Raw genomic sequence first — 16,844 nt, forward strand, 5'->3', positions numbered from 1 at the left:
TCACATCGCGTCCGGAAGGAGCCCCCCGATGTCTCTGAATGTGACTCGCAAGCTGATCGACTCGCACCTCGTCTCGGGCGAGATGACGCCCGGCAACGAGATCGCGATACACATCGATCAGACGTTGACCCAAGATGCCACCGGGACGCTGGTGATGCAGGAACTGGAGGCGATTGGGCTCGATCGTGCTCGTACCGACGTGAGCGTGCAGTACGTCGACCACAACCTTCTGCAGACCGACGAAAAGAACGCCGAAGATCACGAGTATCTGCGCACGGCCTGCCAGCGGTTCGGACTCTGGTTCTCCAAAGCCGGCAACGGGGTGTCGCACCCAACTCACATGCAGCGGTTCGGTATTCCCGGCAAGACGATGGTGGGGTCGGATTCGCACACGCCCGCGGCGGGCTCCCTCGGGATGCTCGCCATCGGTGTGGGGGGTCTTGAGGTGGCGCTGGCGATTTCCGGCAGGCCGTTGAACGTGCTGATGCCCGAGGTGTGGGGTGTCCGGCTGGAAGGTGAGCTGCCGGCGTGGTGTTCGGCCAAGGACGTGATTCTCGAGATGTTGCGCCGACACGACGTCAAGGGCGGTGTCAACCGGATCATCGAGTATCACGGTCCCGGACTGGCCGGCCTCACCGCAATGGACCGTCATGTGATCGCCAACATGGGTGCCGAGCTGGGCGCCACGACCACGGTGTTCCCGAGCGACGAGGCGGTGCGACATTTCCTGCGCGCCGAGGGACGCGAGGACGACTGGGTCGAACTGGTCGCCGACGAGGGCGCCGAGTACGACCTCGAGGAGACCATCGACCTGTCGAAGATCGAGCCACTGATCGCACGGCCGTCGTCGCCGGGCAACGTGGTGCCGGTGCGCGAGGTCGTCGGTGAGGAGGTCGCACAGGTGGTGATCGGGTCGAGCGCCAATCCCGGCCTCCGCGACTTCGCGATCGCGGCCGCGATGGTCGCCGGACGGCAGACCGCCCCGCAGGTCAGCTTCGACGTCAACCCGACGTCGCGGGAAATCCTGGCCGATCTGACGAAGATGGGCGCGACGACCGAACTGGTGATGGCCGGCGCGCGCATCCACCAGGCGGGGTGCATGGGATGCATCGGCATGGGGCAGGCGCCGGCAACCGGCCGCAACTCGCTGCGCACGATGCCGCGCAATTTTCCCGGGCGGTCGGGCACCAAGGAAGACTCGGTGTGGTTGTGTTCACCGGAAACCGCCGCCGCGTCGGCGTTGACGGGGATGATCACCGACCCCCGGGAGTGGGCGCGCAGCGAGCAGATGGAGTATCCGGAGCTCAACCTGCCCGAACAGCGCTCCATCAACACCGCGATGCTGGTTGCGCCGTTGCCGGAGGAGGAGGCACAGAAGGTCGAGCCGGTGAAGGGGCCCAACGTCTCCGACCTGCCGGAGCTGACGCCGCTGCCCGAGCAGATCGAGGCGCCGGTTCTGCTCAAAGTGGGCGACAACGTCTCCACCGACGAGATCTCCCCGGCCGGTGCGCGGGCGCTGCCCTTCCGTTCGAATATCCCGAAGTTGGCGATATTCAGCTTCACACAGATCGACGACTCCTATCCGCAGCGGGCACAAGAGAGTAAGGACACTGGCCATGTCATCGTCGGCGGTGACAACTACGGTCAGGGTTCCTCGCGAGAGCACGCTGCGATCGCGCCTCGGTACCTCGGACTGCGGGTCGTCATCGCCAAGTCCTTCGCCCGCATCCACTGGCAGAATCTCGCCAACTACGGAGTCCTGGCGCTCGAGTTCGAGAATCCAGACGACTACGACACCGTCGATCAGGACGACTCGTTGCGCATCGAGAATGTACGGAGCACCGTGGAGAGCACGGACACCATGCAGGTGGAAAATCTCACGAAGAAGACGTCCTTCACTGTGCGGCACCGCCTTTCACCACGACAGGTCAAGGACGTGGTGGCGGGCGGTTTGATCGCCCGACTGTCACAAGAGGAAGAATGACGTCGATGTCGTGTCGACGACAACTTCCCTGGCTCTTGGACCGGACCCTTATACGGTTGTGCTGCCAGTTGGGTAGTTGATGACACGCAGCACGCTGTCAGCGGCATCGGTGAGGTAGATGCGGGTGCCATCAGCACTAAGGACCAAGGCGTGGGCACCGGATTCGGTATTGGTGTCGACGGCGATGGTGCCCACCGGCGCCGGGACGGCGGTGGTCAAGTCGATGACGGAGACGGTGTCGTTGCTGTTGGCCATAAAGGCCACCGTCGCCCTCGGCGACATCCTCGGAGCCCCAATGTCGGCCAGCTAGGGCCGGTCGTCCCCAACATGGGGTGGCATAGGCGAACGAACAGACCCTCGGTGCCAGGACTTGTGACCCTGGCGCCGGCAAAGCGTGCCGGGCACAGTGTGGTGTGCCGATGTTCCGGCTACAACCAGCCTCGCGGTGCGACGAAACGAACTGCGCCGCGTCTATGTCGGTGCGCAAGGTTTGAGGTGGTGAATATGCGCGACAGAAACCAGCGGTTGCGTAACGAGGTTGAACACCCGCAGCGCTACGAGGAGGCGACGATCACGTCCGTGGGCGCGCCGATTGTGCTGTCGGTGTGGCATGGCCGTCCGGGTGGCTCGGTGGTGGTGTTCCTACCGGGAACCATGACCCACCCCCTGTTCTACGAGGAATTCTGCGATGGCATTGCCGCTCAGGGTATTACGGTCGTCGGGGTCCACCCCGAGGGGCATGGCAAGAGCCCTCGCGTCGGGCGGCTACTGCGTCTGGAAAGCCTTGTCGCCAACGCACTCGACGCTACGGCCTGGGCCCGCGCGCGGTTCGGGCGTCACCCCGTGGTGGTGGGCTCCAGCCAAGGCGGTGTGCTGGCGATGATTGTCGCCACCCGTGACCACGAACTCGCCGGTGTGGTCGCCCACAACGTTCTCGATCCAGCACTTCCGGAATCGATCACGGTGTCGCGGTTCCCCACCTCCCTACAGGCCGGATACGGGACATTTGTGCGAGCCCTTCGAGTGCTCGCCATGCTGGCGCCACGGCTCCCGATCCGGTTCAACGTCTACCTCGACCTGGCCCGGGTATGCCGCGAACAGTGGACCGCCGAACAATTTCTCATGGACCCGCTCAGCCTGCGGGCCTACCCGCTTGCCTTTCTCGCCGACCTGTTCACCGCCGACATGACTGCCATGGGCGACGGCACAATCACCTGCCCGATCGTTGTCGTCGCCGGCCGCGGAGACCCGCTGTTCAGCTTCGACTACACGCAAAAGGTATTCGCCCGCATTGCGGCGCCAACCAAAGAGCTTGTCGTATTCGACACCGACCACCACCTCTTGTTCAACGAATGCTTGCCGCTAGTCCTGCCACGGATCGCCGAGCTGATCACACGCCTCGATGCCCAGCCTGTCGCAGGCAGTGACGCGTTGATCCCGACAAAGGAGCGCTGAGGGGTGAACGTAACCAATCTCGGCGATGGTGCTGGCAGGGTGCTTTGAAGCGGATGAACCGTGGTGAGCCGATCACCATGGTCCTGGCGCGATGACGATTTGCGGGCGGCCCTTAACTCTATGTGAGGCGTTCCAGCGCACCGCGGCAGTCGATCCGTGCGGGGTGGCGCTTCGAACGCCCGGAGACAACCAAACGATGACCTGGCGCCAGTACGCCACCCAGGTGCGTCGGATTGCGGCGGCGCTCGCCGCCCTCGGCGTTCGACGCGGTGACGCGGTGACGTTGATGATGTCCAACAGGATTGAGTTCTATCCGTTCGACATAGCAGCCCAGCATCTCGGCGCCACCTCGTCGTCGCTGTATACCAACCTATCCGGCCAACAATTGGTCCGTGAGCTTGAACAGGCGGGCACCTCGGTGCTGATCTGCGAGGAGCGGCACGTGGACCGGATCCGGGACAGTGGCGCGGTAGTCGAGCACATTGTGTGCATCGACGGCGCACCGGCGGGCAGCATGTCGGCAGCCGAGATGATGGCCGGACGTGACCCGGGTTTCGACTTCGACGCCGTGTGGCGCGCGGTGCGGCCCGACGATGTCGCCACCTTTGCCTTCACCTCGGGTACCACAGGCGACCCGAAGTGCGTCGAGATAACCCACGCCAACCTGCTTTTCGACTTGTTCGCCCTCGACGCGGTGCTCGGCATTCAGTTCGGTGATCGGACCATATCGTTTCTACCGTCCGCTCACATCGCCGATCGCATGTCTGCCCTGTACGCGCAGGAAGTGTTCGGTGTCCAGGTCACGGCGGTGTCCGATCCGAGCGCCATCCAATCCGCCCTTCTCGACGTACGACCCACGATTTGGGGCGCAGTCTCGCCGGTGTGGGAAAAGCTGAAGGCAGCGATCGAGCATTCTTTGGCGAACGAACCCGACGATGCGCGGCGTCAGGAGTTGGTCTGGGCGCTGTCCGTCGCAGCCCGACGCGCAGCGGCGTTGGCCGCCGGGGTTGGGGTGCCCCGGCAACTCGCGAACGAGTGGGCGAGCGCCGACGCGTCAGTACTGTCCAAGGTGCGCGGCGGGCTCGGTTTGGACTGCCTGCGCTGGGCGCTTATCGGTGACGCGCCGATTCCGAAGGAGACGGTCGGATTCTTCGCCGGACTGGGTGTGCCGGTCAGCGAGGTGTGGGGCATGTCGGAGCTGACGTGCATCGCTTCGGTGTCTCGTCCACAGGATGCGCCGGTGGGCAGTGTCGGCAAGTTGCTGCCTGGGCTGGAGGGCCGAATCGCGGTTGACGGCGAGTTTCTGGTGCGTGGGCCCTTGGTCATGAAGGGCTACCGCAATGAGCCGGCTAAAACCGCTCAGGCGATCGACGACGACGGCTGGCTGCACACCGGCGACATCCTGCGGCGTGACGCCGATGGCTACCTACGCGTGCTTGACCGCAAGAGCCATCTCATCATCAACGCGGCGGGAAAAATCATGTCTTCGGCCAACATTGAGAACACCATCAAGGCAGCGTGCCCGCTGATCGGTGCCATCATGGTGATCGGCGATGGCCGCCCGTACAATACCGCGCTGATCCTGCTGGGGCGCGATTCGGCCAGTCCGTCGCCAAGTGGCGCGGGGCCGTCCTTCCCTATGGCCGCCGGCCAGGCCGCCGACCCCTGGGTCATCGCCCAGATCGCCGCCGGCGTCGCAGCCGGTAACGACAGTCTCTCACCAGCCGAGCAAGTCAAGCGGTTTCGGGTACTGCCGACATCTTGGGATCCGGGCGGCGACGAGCTTACGCCCACGCTCAAGCTGAGGCGCGCGCGTATCGCCGCCAAGTACATCTCCGAGATTCAGGAGTTGTACGCGCCCACTCTGGCACCGTCGGTTCATGAGCCGGTCGCACCCAGTCAACCTGCCTAGGTTGCAAGAAGTGCGGTACGCGTTAACTCCAATGAGCGAATTATCCACGCCTCTATAACTATTCAATGCTTGATGTCATCACCTGTGAATGCCGCTCCGGTTTCCTCGGAGCCAGCTCTTCGGACGCAGGTTACTTCCCAGAGATGATGCCACCGGCATCATCATGGTTGGAGATCTGAGCTCAGACCTTCGTCGTCGTTGCAGAGGCCACGGTGATCTCATGACCCGTGAACGTCTGTGTTCCGGAGCTTCCGGTGCTGACCATGACGAGGACGACCCTGCCGCCCGCTTCGTCGATCACCAGCGGCAAGTCGGAGCCCAGGAAGTCGAGTCGGGTGACCTCGCCGGCGGTCGTCACGATCGTCAGATTCGTTCGACCCAATACGCGGTCGTCGGTTACCTGGTAGATGGTGCCGTCGGGCCCGATCAGTGGTTCGTTGGCGACCAGACCGGGAGTCTCGATGGTGACAGCTGGTTCGCCCGGGCGCAGGATCGTGAAGTAGGCCAGCGTGGAGCTAACGCGCGTGGTCTGGATGACCGTGCCGTCATCGGTGATCGCCGGCGAAGCTTGGGGATTGCCCGGCGCCGTGAAGGTTTCGGCCTCCTCTCCCGGACGGAGCACCGTCAAGGTCGTGGTGCCCTCACTCCTGCCGGAGGCGAAGGTGACCGTGCCGTCAGCACCGAGTCCCAACGAGTTCGGCAGGCCGGCGATATCGACCGCTTCGGGCGCATCGCCCGGCCGGTAAATGGTGAGCCTCGACGCCGGGGCGCTGGAAGCACCGGTTCCGAACACATCGGCCACGACCACCGTCCCCGTCGAGTTGACAAGCGGGGGGACGCGATCGGTCGTCAGTGCGCTGTGCGAGATCTCCTGCTGCCCAGGCCGCAACACCGTGATCGTGCTTGTGCCCAACCCGTATGTGTTCGCCGACCCGTCGCTTGCGGTGAATGTGCCGTAGACCACCGTCCCATCCGGCGCAGCGTAGGAGGTCCAAAGCCTCCCGAGGGAAGTGGATTCGATGGCGGGCTGCCCCGGGCGGAGGACCGTCACGGCGGTTGTCGTGGGATCGAGTGCGGTCCCTGCGCCACTGACCGTGGCGTAGGCGATCGTCCCGCCTGATCCGACGGATAGGGATCCGGGCGGTCCTGCCACCGGGTCGCGTGTCGCCTCCTGCCCGGGCCGCCAGACGTTCAAGAACGTGATGTACGGATCGTCGGCGGTGCCCGCGCCGGTCCAGTCGGTGAAAACGAGGGTGCCGTCGTCGGCGACGACCGGCTCTCCCAGGCCGACCCCGTCTCGGGTGATGATGCCGCTTGGACGCATCAGGACCAGGCGGGTAGTCGCCGGTTCGTCTCCCTCACCGGGAATAGTGAGGAGGAACGACACGGTGCCGTCGCCGGCCAACTGCGGCTGGCTCCCCGCGGCGAATCCGCCCGATTGGAAGTAGGTCTGCAGAGGTTGATCGCCCCGCATCGCGGTCGCCCTGGTCTGCTGCGTGGGGGATCTGAACTCCCCGACGATTGATATCTGAACAGCCGTGCGGCCGTTGCTGAACAGGCCGCCGAGCGCAGCGCCCGGGGTGGTGAGCACCTCGTCGAGCTGACCCGGGCGCACGACGGTGACGGTGGTGTCGGCCGTGCCGTCGGCGGAGCGCACGACCGTGGTGTAGCCGACCGTTCCGTCAGCCAGGACGGTGACGCTGTTGCCGCTGAAGTCACCGAGTGCGCTGGATTCGGTGGGACTGTCTTGACCCGGACGCAGCACCCTGACGGTGACACGGTACGGATCCGCGGCAGTGCCGCTTCCGGTCCGGTTGGCGATCGCGATGGTCCCGTCCGGTCCGACCGAGCTACGGCTAGGCCCGTCCGGCGGCGTCGAGATCGACCAGGTGTCGGTGACACCGGTGGACCGTGGTGCCAGCGTGACGGTGACTGCGCGAGTCGACGTATGGCCACCCCCGAACAACCCCGCCAGGCCGTGGAGGTGGAATCCGCTGGCGGCGTCGCTGACCCTGACGGTGAAAGTATCGGTCAACGGGCTGGCGCCGCTCCAGTTCTGCGGGGCGATATAGGTGAAGTGGCCCTGCTGATCGACGACCACCGTGCCCCCCTGCGCGGTTGACGGCGCGACCGAGTAGATGATCGCGTCGTCGTCAGCGTCCGTGCCGGTGACGGTTCCGGTGACGATGAGGCCGTTCTGAGCGATGTCAGTCGGTTGACCCAGCACGGGACTGCGATTGAAGAAGGTGTGCCGCAACTCGCGCTGTACCCAGCCCAGCACTGCCCAGAACAGCGGCGGGCTCGCCGGTGCCGGCCCGGCGGGAGCCAGGAACGGCGACAGCAACACCCCGACCACGGCGGTGATGATGCGCGTCGGAATGGCCAGCAGGGCGGCGATCGGCGACGTGGGCGCGGCGATCTGCGTCAGGCTGCCGGTGCCGGTCGCCGTGGTTCGACGGGCCGGCTCGTCGTCGACGCCGAAGGCCGTCATGGTGTTCGCAACTGCGTTCTCGAGCATCAACGGCACGCTGTCGGAAGAGGTCGCCACATCTCCCGCGGGGACCGCTCCGGCACCACTGTCGACAACCTCAGAAGTCGCCGGGGTATCGCCTCGCTTCGCGGTCCACAGGTCCGGCCCGCTCGACGACGAGGGAATGTTCGCGGACGCAGGTGTCGCGGCAACCGGAGGAGGCGGAGGAACCGGTTCATTCTGCACGGGCACGGACGGTGAGCCACTTGTCATTTCGTCCGGCTGGAGATCCCCCTCCTCTGAACCGGTGTCGACGAAATCCGTCTCTTCTGTGCCCTTCGGCGCACCCTCGTCGCCGCCGACACCCCCGCCCGCAAGGTCGGGGCCGGCGTCATCGAGATCCGGGTCGGCGCCGTCGACTTCCTGCGCTTCAGCGTCAACGTCGGGGCCCTGCGCGTCGGTGTCACCGCCCCCACCCGGCCGGGAGGTTTGGTCGGTGTCGGTGTTTGTGTCGCCGGACACCGCAGAGCCGTTCTCGCTGGTTTGGGCCCAGACCACGCCCGGCCCTGCCATCACCGCTCCACCGATGCCGAGAGCCACCGCCAACGCGCCGACCCGGCCGATGTGGCGCGCCAGCAGGCCCGACTGCGGGCGGGAACCCGACCGCTCAGCATCTCCGTCGCGTCGACTACCGAAGGCCGTCATGGCGCACACCTCTCCACACACCGCGGCATCGGCCGCGGGGACAATCGCACATTGGTCACATGGAGCGCTGATGCACGGCGTTACATGCCAGCGGCAACATAACAATGAATACATGCTCGGAAACGCTTCGAGTGGTTGGTCGTTGCGATCACAACTACTTCTGGTCGCTGATACCGCGTGTTTTCCTGAGAACTCGCTGGTCTGCCACCGGGGACAAGCCCCCCGGCCCTGAAGCCCTGTCCGCAATTTAACTAGCACGTCAACACAAGTTGAGTGTCATCCACCCGTCGCTACCCACACCACCTGCTGGGACGTGAACATTGAAGGAGAGTGCTACGCGCTGCGCAGCGCAGAGTTTTCCTGATTCGTGGGCACTCCGTGCGGTTTAATTGCGAACGGCGCTGATCAAGCGGAGGGGAGACGATGTCCTATCAAGATCATCCCACTCGGGTACGGCCCTATCCACATGCTCGGGACGGCCGTCCTTCCGGTCGTCACTGCGGCGCTTAGTCAAGCTGCGGCCCAGTCGGAAGTGGTTCGCGTCACGCCGCCACCGCGGCGGGTGGAACTGGGAACACAACGACCCGGGCTCGAATGCCTCCGCCCAAGAATCCGGATCGCCGCCAGTGCGACCGGCTAGCGAACGCGCGTGGTGAACCTATGGCGATCACATCTGATCATGTCGAGTTGGTGGCGCGTCGGGTCACAGACGACCATCTGACCCCGCCCAATAAGTGGGACCGCGACGTCGACGATCGGATGACCCGCGAGGCCGCCGCCCCGGCGGTGTACCAGGCCGTGCGGGAATTGATGGCGGCCATCGCGGGCCAGGCCGCGCCAGACGAGTCGCTGCTCGACGTCAAACACGCCACCGGATACTCCACCGCCGGGTTCAGCGGGTTCAAGGCCAACGTGCTGCTCGTCGTCGCGACAGATCATCGCCTCTGGTTCTGCCGCCACAAGCAAGGAGCGATTCAGCAACTGCAGCCTCTTCGCTATTCGGATTTCACGGTCGAAAGGAAGCGAATTTCGTTCGGGTGGCCCAAGTTGGAAGGCACGACCATCACCTGCGGCGGCTCGACTGCGGACTGGCTGACCGCACTGCAGGCCGGTCGTCAGGAACCGGCCGCTTGGCTTCGGCCCAGCGGGCCTCCCCCCGGCTGGCACGCCGATCCCTACCGTCGCTATCAGCTGCGGTACTGGGACGGTGCTCGCTGGTCCGAACACGTCTCGACCAACGGGGTGGCCGCCGTCGATCCGGTCGGCCGGTAGCACGTCCCCGCGGACCGTCGTGCCCATCGAAAGCGGCTGCAACGTCAGTGAAATTTACGTGTATGGAACGTATATTTAGGCCTAATAGACAGCAGCTCATGGGGGCCACGCTTCCGTCCACGAGCGCTGGGGTCCGGCACCCGCGTCCTGCACGGCAGGATGCGCGCGACGCAGGCCTCGGTGCGGCCGCTGACGCCGGCAGTTCTGGGTGAAAGGCACCCGCGACGTCGCGGCTCGACAGGAAGGAGAGGAGAACCATGGCCCTCCAAACACGGGCCCTCCAAACACGGGCCCTCCAAACGCGGCGCCGTCAGATTGTTTTCGCCGTCGCCTTCGTCGGACTGCTCGGGGGTGGCTCGGCCGCAGCGGTGGCCGCGCAACCGAACCAGGCCCCTCAAGGGGTTGCTCAGATCTGCCCCAATTCGATGACCGACAGTATCTGGATCGCCGGCTGCCTGCCGAGTATCGATCCGCCGCCGCAGTACGTGGACGAGCGGGGCCCAGACCAGTTGCCGGCGCTGTATGGCATTCCCTGCTCGGGCAATGACTGCCTGGGGTTGAGCCGCGCGCTGAATCCCTAGCGGCAACCGCTGCGAACTCAGCGCAGGTAGATCTCGTCCCCGTCCGGGTAACCGCCCCCGGTCGTGGTGATGTGAACGTGGTCGAAATGCCCGTAGCCGCCGGCTTGGGCGCCGCCCGGGGTGTAGTAGACCCCCCGCCAGATCGCGTCCTGCAGGCCGAACCGCTTCGCGTTGCGCAACGCATACCAGACGATCTCGTTGCCCAGCTGGATACCTTCGGCACTTGTCGGGTTCGGGATCATCACGTCGAGGGCCAGACCGTTGGGATGCCATCGCAGGGCATCGGGCCGGACACCGCCGATGCTGCTGATCTCGGGGAAGGCCTCGCTGATCGCGCGGGACGCCAGGATGGTCCTGACCTGCAGTCCGCGTTCCGGCGCGATGCCGACCGGCAAGGACCGGTCGACGGTGCGATAACGCGCAGCGGCAACCATCTGATCGGGCAGGGCGGGCGGTGGTGCCTCGCCCATCTTCGGCGCGGGTGGGGGCGCGGTCGGGGCCGCCGCCACGATCTCGACGCCGCTCAGATCCGGCTCGACGCTCGGCGCCGGCTCGACCGGTCCGAGCGCACGGACCTCCTCGACGGCCACCGGAGGACCCTGCTCACCTTGCCCCTCGACCGCGAAGAACACTGCGACCGGAGCAATGGCCGCAACCACACCAAGTGGCGTCTTGCGTCGCTGTTTAGCTACGGAGTGTCGCCCCACGGGGGCACAGCCTATATCAAACCGTTACATTCGCCACAAATCCGGCTCAATTCAGGCGGCCGAGGGCCCGGTACCTAGCCGCTTCCCCGGGCTTCGGGAATCATCGTCAGGCGTGACAGGACTGCTCCAGGGCAAGGTCGTCCTCGTCGCCGGACTCGGCGGCATCGGCAACGGATTGGCCCGCAGGTTCGCCGACGAGGGTGCGCGCGTTGTCATCGGTGATCTCGACGCCGACCTAGTGAGCCGAGTCATCGACGGCATCGACCCGGGCGGGCAGCGGGTACGGGGGCTGCCGCTCGACGGAACCGACGAGGACTCCGTCGCGGCGATCGTCAGGCTGGCCGTCGACACATTCGGTCGACTCGACGGCATGCACGTCAACTTCACCAACGCCGCCGACGCTTACCTGCCCGGCGGCGTGGTCGAACTGCCGCTCGATGCCTTCGATGAGGTAATGCGGGTCAATACAAGGGGTTTCGTGATCTGCGCCAAGCATGCGATACCCGCGATGATCGCCGGTGGCGGCGGTTCGATCGTCTTCACCGCGTCCATCGACGCCTACAACGGCGCAGGCAACCGGGTCTCCTATGCGATGAGCAAGGCCGCCGAACTGGCACTCGTGCGGCACATCGCGCGTCGATACGGCCCGAAGGGTATCCGCGCCAACGCGATCGCGCCGGGACTGATCTGGCACTACAAGTTCGACGAGCAGCCGATGCCGGACGGCGTCGTGGAACAGGCCCGTGCCCGCCAGATGATCAAGTCGCGGTTCGGTACTCCCGACGAGGTCGCCGCGCTGGCGGCGCTGTTGCTCTCCGACGACGGCAGCTTCATCACCGCCCAGACGATCAGCGTCGACGGCGGCGTCACCTTCCGACCGTGATCCGCTCAGGGCAATCGTGTCATCAGCGTCCACCGGTTGCCGGTCTCGTCGCGCCGGTAGGACAGCTCGTCGAGCACTGCAAGTGCGATGGCCAGCCCACGACCGCTTTCCGCCAGCTCGTCGGGCAACGACAACTTCTTCAGGTCGAGCCGCGCCGGTGTGCCGCCGTCGTAGAGGGTCGCCCGCACCTCGGCGGTCGAGACGTCGACCTCCATCCGCAAGGGCACGGACGCGCCTGCCGAGGCATGTTCGATGATGTTGGCACCGACCTCCCCGACCGCCAGGTCCATTGACATCTGCACCGAATCGGGTATGCCCCGCTCCGACCACACCCGGTCGAGCGTCTGCTGTAGTTCTGCCAAGGTGTCCGGTCCGGTCGTCGTCTCCAGAACGGCGGCATGCTCGTCGGTCACTGAACGGTCACTCGTCGAACGCGGTGTCGGCGGACGGATGCGCGCGCAGTACCCGGTTCAGATTCGTCAACGACAGCACCGTCTCCACCTGTGTGGTGGGCGCGGCGATCCGCAGATCGCCGCCGGCTTGCCTGGCCACCTTGAGTCCTGAGATCAACGCGCCCAGCCCGGACGAGTCGATGAAGTCGGTGCTGGACAGGTCGACCACCAAGCGGTTGCTTCCGCTTTCGACCAAACTGCGCAACTCCTGGCGCAGCGCCGGCGCCGCCACCATGTTCAGCCGCCCCTCGGGACGGACCACGACAGCTCCTGAAGCCGTTGTGCGCTTGTCGAATCCGGTCATTTCTCCCCTTCCACCTCATGGCCGCGAAAGCGCACCGCTTGGAAAACCACACTCAGAATCAGTAAGTCGAAGATCACCCAGAATAGGTTGACACCGACGCCTAGGACGGAGATCGCGCCGAAATACAACTGTACGATCCCGATCACCGAGGCGACCACCAGCACCACCATGGCAACGATCTGCCATTTCACCAGTCCCCACGGGATGGATCCGCCGCCCTGCCGGGTCTTCGGCGTGACCGCGAACCCCAGTGGCCGGTCGAAGTACACGTTACGGAATGCGGTCGTACACGCCTTGATCCAGACGGGGAACAACGCCAAGCTGTACTGCTGCCCGCGCCACGTCGGCGTGCCTCTACTGACGACGAAGAACAACAACTGGTTCAGCAGGAGGAACGGGATCAGCCTGCCGAAGAAGTCCCAGCTGTAAGCCTGCACGGGCATGATGTTGAAGATCAGGAAGATCGCGGGCGCGGCGATGTAGGCCAACGCGGCGAACCCCGCCAGATAGCTCCACATCGTGGTGAAGTACATCAGCCGCTGCCCGATGCTCAAGCCCTTCTGCACCAGCGGGTTCTCCTTGAGCATCACCTGGATAGTGCCCTGCGCCCAGCGCAGCCGTTGGGTGAGCATGGTGCCGACATCCTCGGGTGCCAGACCGTTGGCGAGGACCTCGTGGTGATAGGCCGAGTTCCACCCCAGTGCGTGCATGCGCATGCAGGTGGCCATGTCCTCGGTGACCGAGATCGTCGCCATCGGCAGCATCGGCTCGGCTTCGTCGTCCCTGCCGACGTCTACGGCGCTGATCATCGACCGGATCGACTCCAGCGCACCGAGCGGTGACCACTCCCGGCCCGCCAGCGTCTCGAGCGCCTCGTCGTCGAAAATGACTGCAGTGTCGAGGCTCTCGCCGTGTCCTCCACTCATCGCGGCGATCGCGTCGAGGTCGGCGCGCATCGCCGAGACGTCGGCGACGACCAAGCTCTTGGCCGCGTCGTCGACACGCTGCTGGAAGCCGAAGGTGATTTCGGCCAGGTGCCCTTTGTCCTTCAGCGCCGCGCGGGCTTCGCGGACCGCGTCTTCGACACCCTCCAGCGCGGCGAGCACTTCGGGTTGATCGGCGGCGACGTGCGACTTGGCCTTCTTGAGGATCTTGCGCGAGGTGTAGAGCGCCCGCTTGATTCCCTCCTCCACCGCACGCACGTAACCCGTCACGCCCAGCTGCATTAGTGCCTCGCGGCGCAGCACCGCGTTCGAGCCGCAGAAGTACGCGGCGTTCCAGCCGTCCTTGCCTTGCTGGATCGGACCGTAGAACAGCGGCGCCTGACTTCCGAGCGGATCGGAGAACGGCACGTTGGTGAAGTATTGCGGCGTCTGGACCAAGGCCATTTTCGGGTCGTGAAAGTAGCCGAGGGTGCGGTCGAGGATCTCCGGCTCGGGAACCTGGTCCGCGTCGAGGATGAGAATGAACTCGCCGTCGGTCTCCAGCAGCGCATTGTTCAGGTTGCCGGCCTTGGCGTGCCGTGGCTTGTCGATCCAGCTATTCGACCGGGTGACGTAGCCGATCCCGCGCTCGGTGGCCGCCTTGGCCATGTCCTCCCGTTCACCGTCGTCGAGAATGTAGGTGCTGTGCGGGAAGCGGATTCGTTGTGCGGCTTCGGCGGTGGCGATCACCATCTCGATCGGTTCGTTGTAGGTGGTGATGAACACGTCGACGGTGGCGTCCGGTGGTGGCGGCGGCGGAGCAGGGCGACGCTTCAGTCGCCACATCGTCATTCCGAACAGCAGCGAGTCGATCAGGCTGTACGTCTCGGCCATCACCAGCGGTACCGCGATCCACCAGGCGTCCCAGTTCGTCGACGCCAACCACCGCCATACGACGTAGTTGATTCCGAGTACAGCGGTGGCCAGGATCAGCAGTCGCAGCCACGGCGAAGGCGAGGGGCCTTCGGAGGGGATTCGATGGGTCACGCGTCATCCCGGCGGACGGCCACCACCGTCACGTCGTCGAGGGGCGGGCGCCGGTTCGTCAACGCGGTGACGGCTCGGCACAAGTCGGCCGGCTCAGGATGGGCCGCGACGAAATCGAGCACGTCGCTTTCGACCGCCTGTTTGCCGAGCAGCTCCAACGACCCGTCCGACGCGACGACCACCATGTCGCCGGGACCGAGCACGGTCGACATCGACACCCAGTTATCGTCGGGCAGGACGCCGAGCGGCAGGCCCCTGCTCTCCAGCCTCTCCACCACCCCGCCGCGGCGCAGCACCGCGGCGATCCCGTGGCCGGCGTCGACATACTGGATCCGGCCCGTTTCCGCTTCGAGGTGAGCGTGGAACAAGGTGGCGAAGGTGTTGGTCCGTTCGAGGTCGTCGGCCATCTGGTCGGCCGCCGAATTGACCGCGTCGGCGAGGTCCGCCCGACACTCGATGTCATCGACCGCCCGCGACGCGCCGCGCAGCGCCGAGCGCAGGCTCGCGGTGATCAGCGCTGCGCCCAACCCCTTGCCCATCACGTCGGCCACGGTGAAGATCGCGCCGCGCTGCACCGGGTAGTGGTCGTAGAAGTCGCCGCCGACCGCGTACGCGGGCGCACACATTGCGCAGACGGAATAGCCCGGCAAGTAGTCGACCGGCGGTGGCAGCAGCAGGCGCTGGACGGCTGCGGCGCGCTCCACGTCGTCTGAGCGTTCCACTTCGCGCTGCGCCCAGGCCGCGAGGTCCCGGAAGATCGCGCGCTGCCGGGCGTCGAGCGATCGTGGCTTGGTGTCGTAGATGCAGAACGTGCCGACCGCGTGTCCACCTGGACCGAACAGCGGAAAGCCGGCGTAGAAGCGGATGCCGCCCTCCGCGGCGATGGCGGGCAATTCCGCGAAGTCGGGAACCGTCGTCAGGTCGTCGATGACCAATGCCGGATCCTCAGGCTTGTCGTACACGCGGGCAATGGTCGCCCGACACACCGACGTCTCTCGGGGACCGGTGATGGCGACACCCTCGCCGACCGCCTGCTTGCACCATTGCCGGTCACGGTCGATGAAGTTGATGTATGCCCTCGGCACTTGAAACACCAGCTGCGTCAACCGGATGATGCGTTCGAACCGCTCCTCCTCGGGAGTGTCGAGGATGTGCAGTTGCTGCAGCGAGCGCAGCCGCTGCTCTTCCACCTCAACCGGAAGCGCGAACCGGTCATCGACCGCAGACGGCGTCATCGGCGCGACCGCGCCGCGTCCAGCGCGGCGGCCATCGCCGCCGCCGACGGCGCCGAGCTGGTGATCCGCCAATCCGTCTCCTTGTGATGCTCGAACCAGATGAAGCCCATGACGTCGGGCTGGCGGTTCAGGTAATCGGTGAAGCGCGCAATCCAGTCTGCCTTGCATCCGCCCTCTTCGGCGCAGCCGACCTCGGCGACCAGGATCGGTTTGCCGGGACTGATCGAGCGTAGTTCGTCCAGTGCGTCGCCGAACAACTCTTCGGGAACGGTCCAGCAAGTCGTCGGCAAGCTCGTCCCCCAGTTGTATCCGTCGACACCGAGCACATCCACGTAGTCGTCGCCCGGGTACCAGGCGGACAGGGGGGTGATCCCACCCACGGTCGGCGCCCAGACCCACATCACATTGCCCACGTGCTGCGCGGTGAAGATGTCGTGCACGTGGCGCCACGCCCGGACGAAGTCCGCCTGTGTCGTGCCACAGGCAGGCGTCCACGGGTACCAGTCGCCGTTGAATTCGTGGGCGAAGCGCAGATAGGTCCGTCCGCCCCAGTCGCGGATCTCGTCGGCCCAGCGGTAGACGTAGTCGTCGAGCGCGCCGGACAGCAGCGACCGCATCACCGCCGGTGACCTGTCGTCGGTCCAGCACCACGGTTCCCAGCTGATGACGGGGTCGGCGCCGCAGTAGGCGGCGACCGCCAGCTCGGCGATCGGCGGGGTGGCGAAGAAGTCCTCGAATGCCATCACGATCTCGGCCCGGTGTCCGACCGCGTCGGCGACGGCCTGGAGTTCGCGTGCGGCGGTGAACCCTCCCGGAGTGCTCAGCCCGAAGCGCGAGGGCGTGGCGGGGGCGTGGTCGGGTGCACGGTCGACAGTCAAGGCCGGTCGCTCCACTTGTCCACCTCACGTGCACGC

General features: G+C 65.7%; 14 protein-coding genes. 7 read left to right on the plus strand and 7 right to left on the minus strand.

Going from position 1 to position 16,844, the window contains the following annotated elements; translation table 11 throughout:
* The first annotated feature begins 28 nt into the window (after positions 1-28).
* The 4 genes from K3G64_RS07075 (at position 29) to K3G64_RS07090 (ending at position 5,351) form a co-directional block, all read left to right on the plus strand.
* Positions 29-1,984 carry an aconitate hydratase gene (locus K3G64_RS07075; protein WP_238889975.1) on the plus strand — a complete coding sequence of 652 codons (1,956 nt, stop codon included), beginning with the start codon at positions 29-31 and terminating at the stop codon, positions 1,982-1,984.
* Between the two features lie 118 nt (positions 1,985-2,102).
* A complete protein-coding gene (locus tag K3G64_RS07080) occupies positions 2,103-2,294 on the plus strand; it encodes a hypothetical protein (protein ID WP_238889977.1) in 192 nt (63 codons plus the stop codon).
* A 194-nt stretch (positions 2,295-2,488) separates the two neighbouring features.
* The gene (locus K3G64_RS07085) at positions 2,489-3,439 is read left to right on the plus strand and encodes an alpha/beta hydrolase (protein ID WP_238950474.1); all 951 of its coding nucleotides are present in this window, start codon (positions 2,489-2,491) and stop codon (positions 3,437-3,439) included.
* A 91-nt stretch (positions 3,440-3,530) separates the two neighbouring features.
* Positions 3,531-5,351 carry an AMP-binding protein gene (locus K3G64_RS07090; RefSeq protein WP_238889979.1) on the plus strand — a complete coding sequence of 607 codons (1,821 nt, stop codon included), beginning with the start codon at positions 3,531-3,533 and terminating at the stop codon, positions 5,349-5,351.
* Between the two features lie 181 nt (positions 5,352-5,532).
* Here the strand turns inward: K3G64_RS07090 and K3G64_RS07095 are convergent, their stop codons facing one another.
* Positions 5,533-8,526, minus strand: a complete 2,994-nt coding sequence (locus K3G64_RS07095; RefSeq protein WP_238889981.1) for an Ig-like domain-containing protein — start codon at positions 8,524-8,526, stop codon at positions 5,533-5,535.
* Between the two features lie 660 nt (positions 8,527-9,186).
* Between K3G64_RS07095 and K3G64_RS07100 the strand changes: the two genes are divergently transcribed.
* Together K3G64_RS07100 and K3G64_RS07105 are read left to right on the plus strand one after the other, a co-directional pair.
* A complete protein-coding gene (locus K3G64_RS07100) occupies positions 9,187-9,798 on the plus strand; it encodes a DUF2510 domain-containing protein (RefSeq protein ID WP_238889983.1) in 612 nt (203 codons plus the stop codon).
* Between the two features lie 257 nt (positions 9,799-10,055).
* Positions 10,056-10,379, plus strand: coding sequence for a hypothetical protein (locus K3G64_RS07105; RefSeq protein ID WP_238889984.1), 324 nt, complete (start codon positions 10,056-10,058; stop codon positions 10,377-10,379).
* A 17-nt stretch (positions 10,380-10,396) separates the two neighbouring features.
* Here the strand turns inward: K3G64_RS07105 and K3G64_RS07110 are convergent, their stop codons facing one another.
* Positions 10,397-11,086: a hypothetical protein gene (locus K3G64_RS07110; RefSeq protein WP_238889986.1), complete on the minus strand. Its 690-nt coding sequence runs from the start codon at positions 11,084-11,086 to the stop codon at positions 10,397-10,399.
* A 112-nt stretch (positions 11,087-11,198) separates the two neighbouring features.
* On the opposite strand from K3G64_RS07110, the gene K3G64_RS07115 reads away from it, so the two are divergent.
* Positions 11,199-11,969, plus strand: coding sequence for an SDR family NAD(P)-dependent oxidoreductase (locus tag K3G64_RS07115; RefSeq protein ID WP_238889988.1), 771 nt, complete (start codon positions 11,199-11,201; stop codon positions 11,967-11,969).
* A 5-nt stretch (positions 11,970-11,974) separates the two neighbouring features.
* Here the strand turns inward: K3G64_RS07115 and K3G64_RS07120 are convergent, their stop codons facing one another.
* The 5 genes from K3G64_RS07120 to K3G64_RS07140 are packed head-to-tail and all read right to left on the minus strand — an operon-like array spanning position 11,975 to position 16,823.
* Entirely contained in the window at positions 11,975-12,382 is a 408-nt protein-coding gene (locus K3G64_RS07120) for an ATP-binding protein (RefSeq protein ID WP_238889990.1), read from the minus strand.
* Between the two features lie 7 nt (positions 12,383-12,389).
* The gene (locus tag K3G64_RS07125; protein WP_238889992.1) at positions 12,390-12,725 is read right to left on the minus strand and encodes an STAS domain-containing protein; all 336 of its coding nucleotides are present in this window, start codon (positions 12,723-12,725) and stop codon (positions 12,390-12,392) included.
* Positions 12,722-14,695 (minus strand): glycosyltransferase family 2 protein, encoded by a 1,974-nt coding sequence (locus K3G64_RS07130; RefSeq protein ID WP_238889994.1) that lies wholly within the window; start codon positions 14,693-14,695, stop codon positions 12,722-12,724. Before K3G64_RS07130 ends, K3G64_RS07125 begins: the two co-directional genes overlap by 4 nt.
* The gene (locus K3G64_RS07135) at positions 14,692-15,930 is read right to left on the minus strand and encodes a PP2C family protein-serine/threonine phosphatase (protein WP_238950475.1); all 1,239 of its coding nucleotides are present in this window, start codon (positions 15,928-15,930) and stop codon (positions 14,692-14,694) included. The genes K3G64_RS07130 and K3G64_RS07135 overlap by 4 nt, the downstream gene beginning before the upstream one ends.
* Entirely contained in the window at positions 15,927-16,823 is an 897-nt protein-coding gene (locus K3G64_RS07140; RefSeq protein WP_238889995.1) for a glycoside hydrolase family 26 protein, read from the minus strand. The genes K3G64_RS07135 and K3G64_RS07140 overlap by 4 nt, the downstream gene beginning before the upstream one ends.
* Positions 16,824-16,844: the final 21 nt, after the last annotated feature.

It is taken from the genome of Mycobacterium sp. IDR2000157661 (assembly GCF_022317005.1).
In the GTDB taxonomy this organism is placed as follows: Bacteria; Actinomycetota; Actinomycetes; order Mycobacteriales; family Mycobacteriaceae; genus Mycobacterium.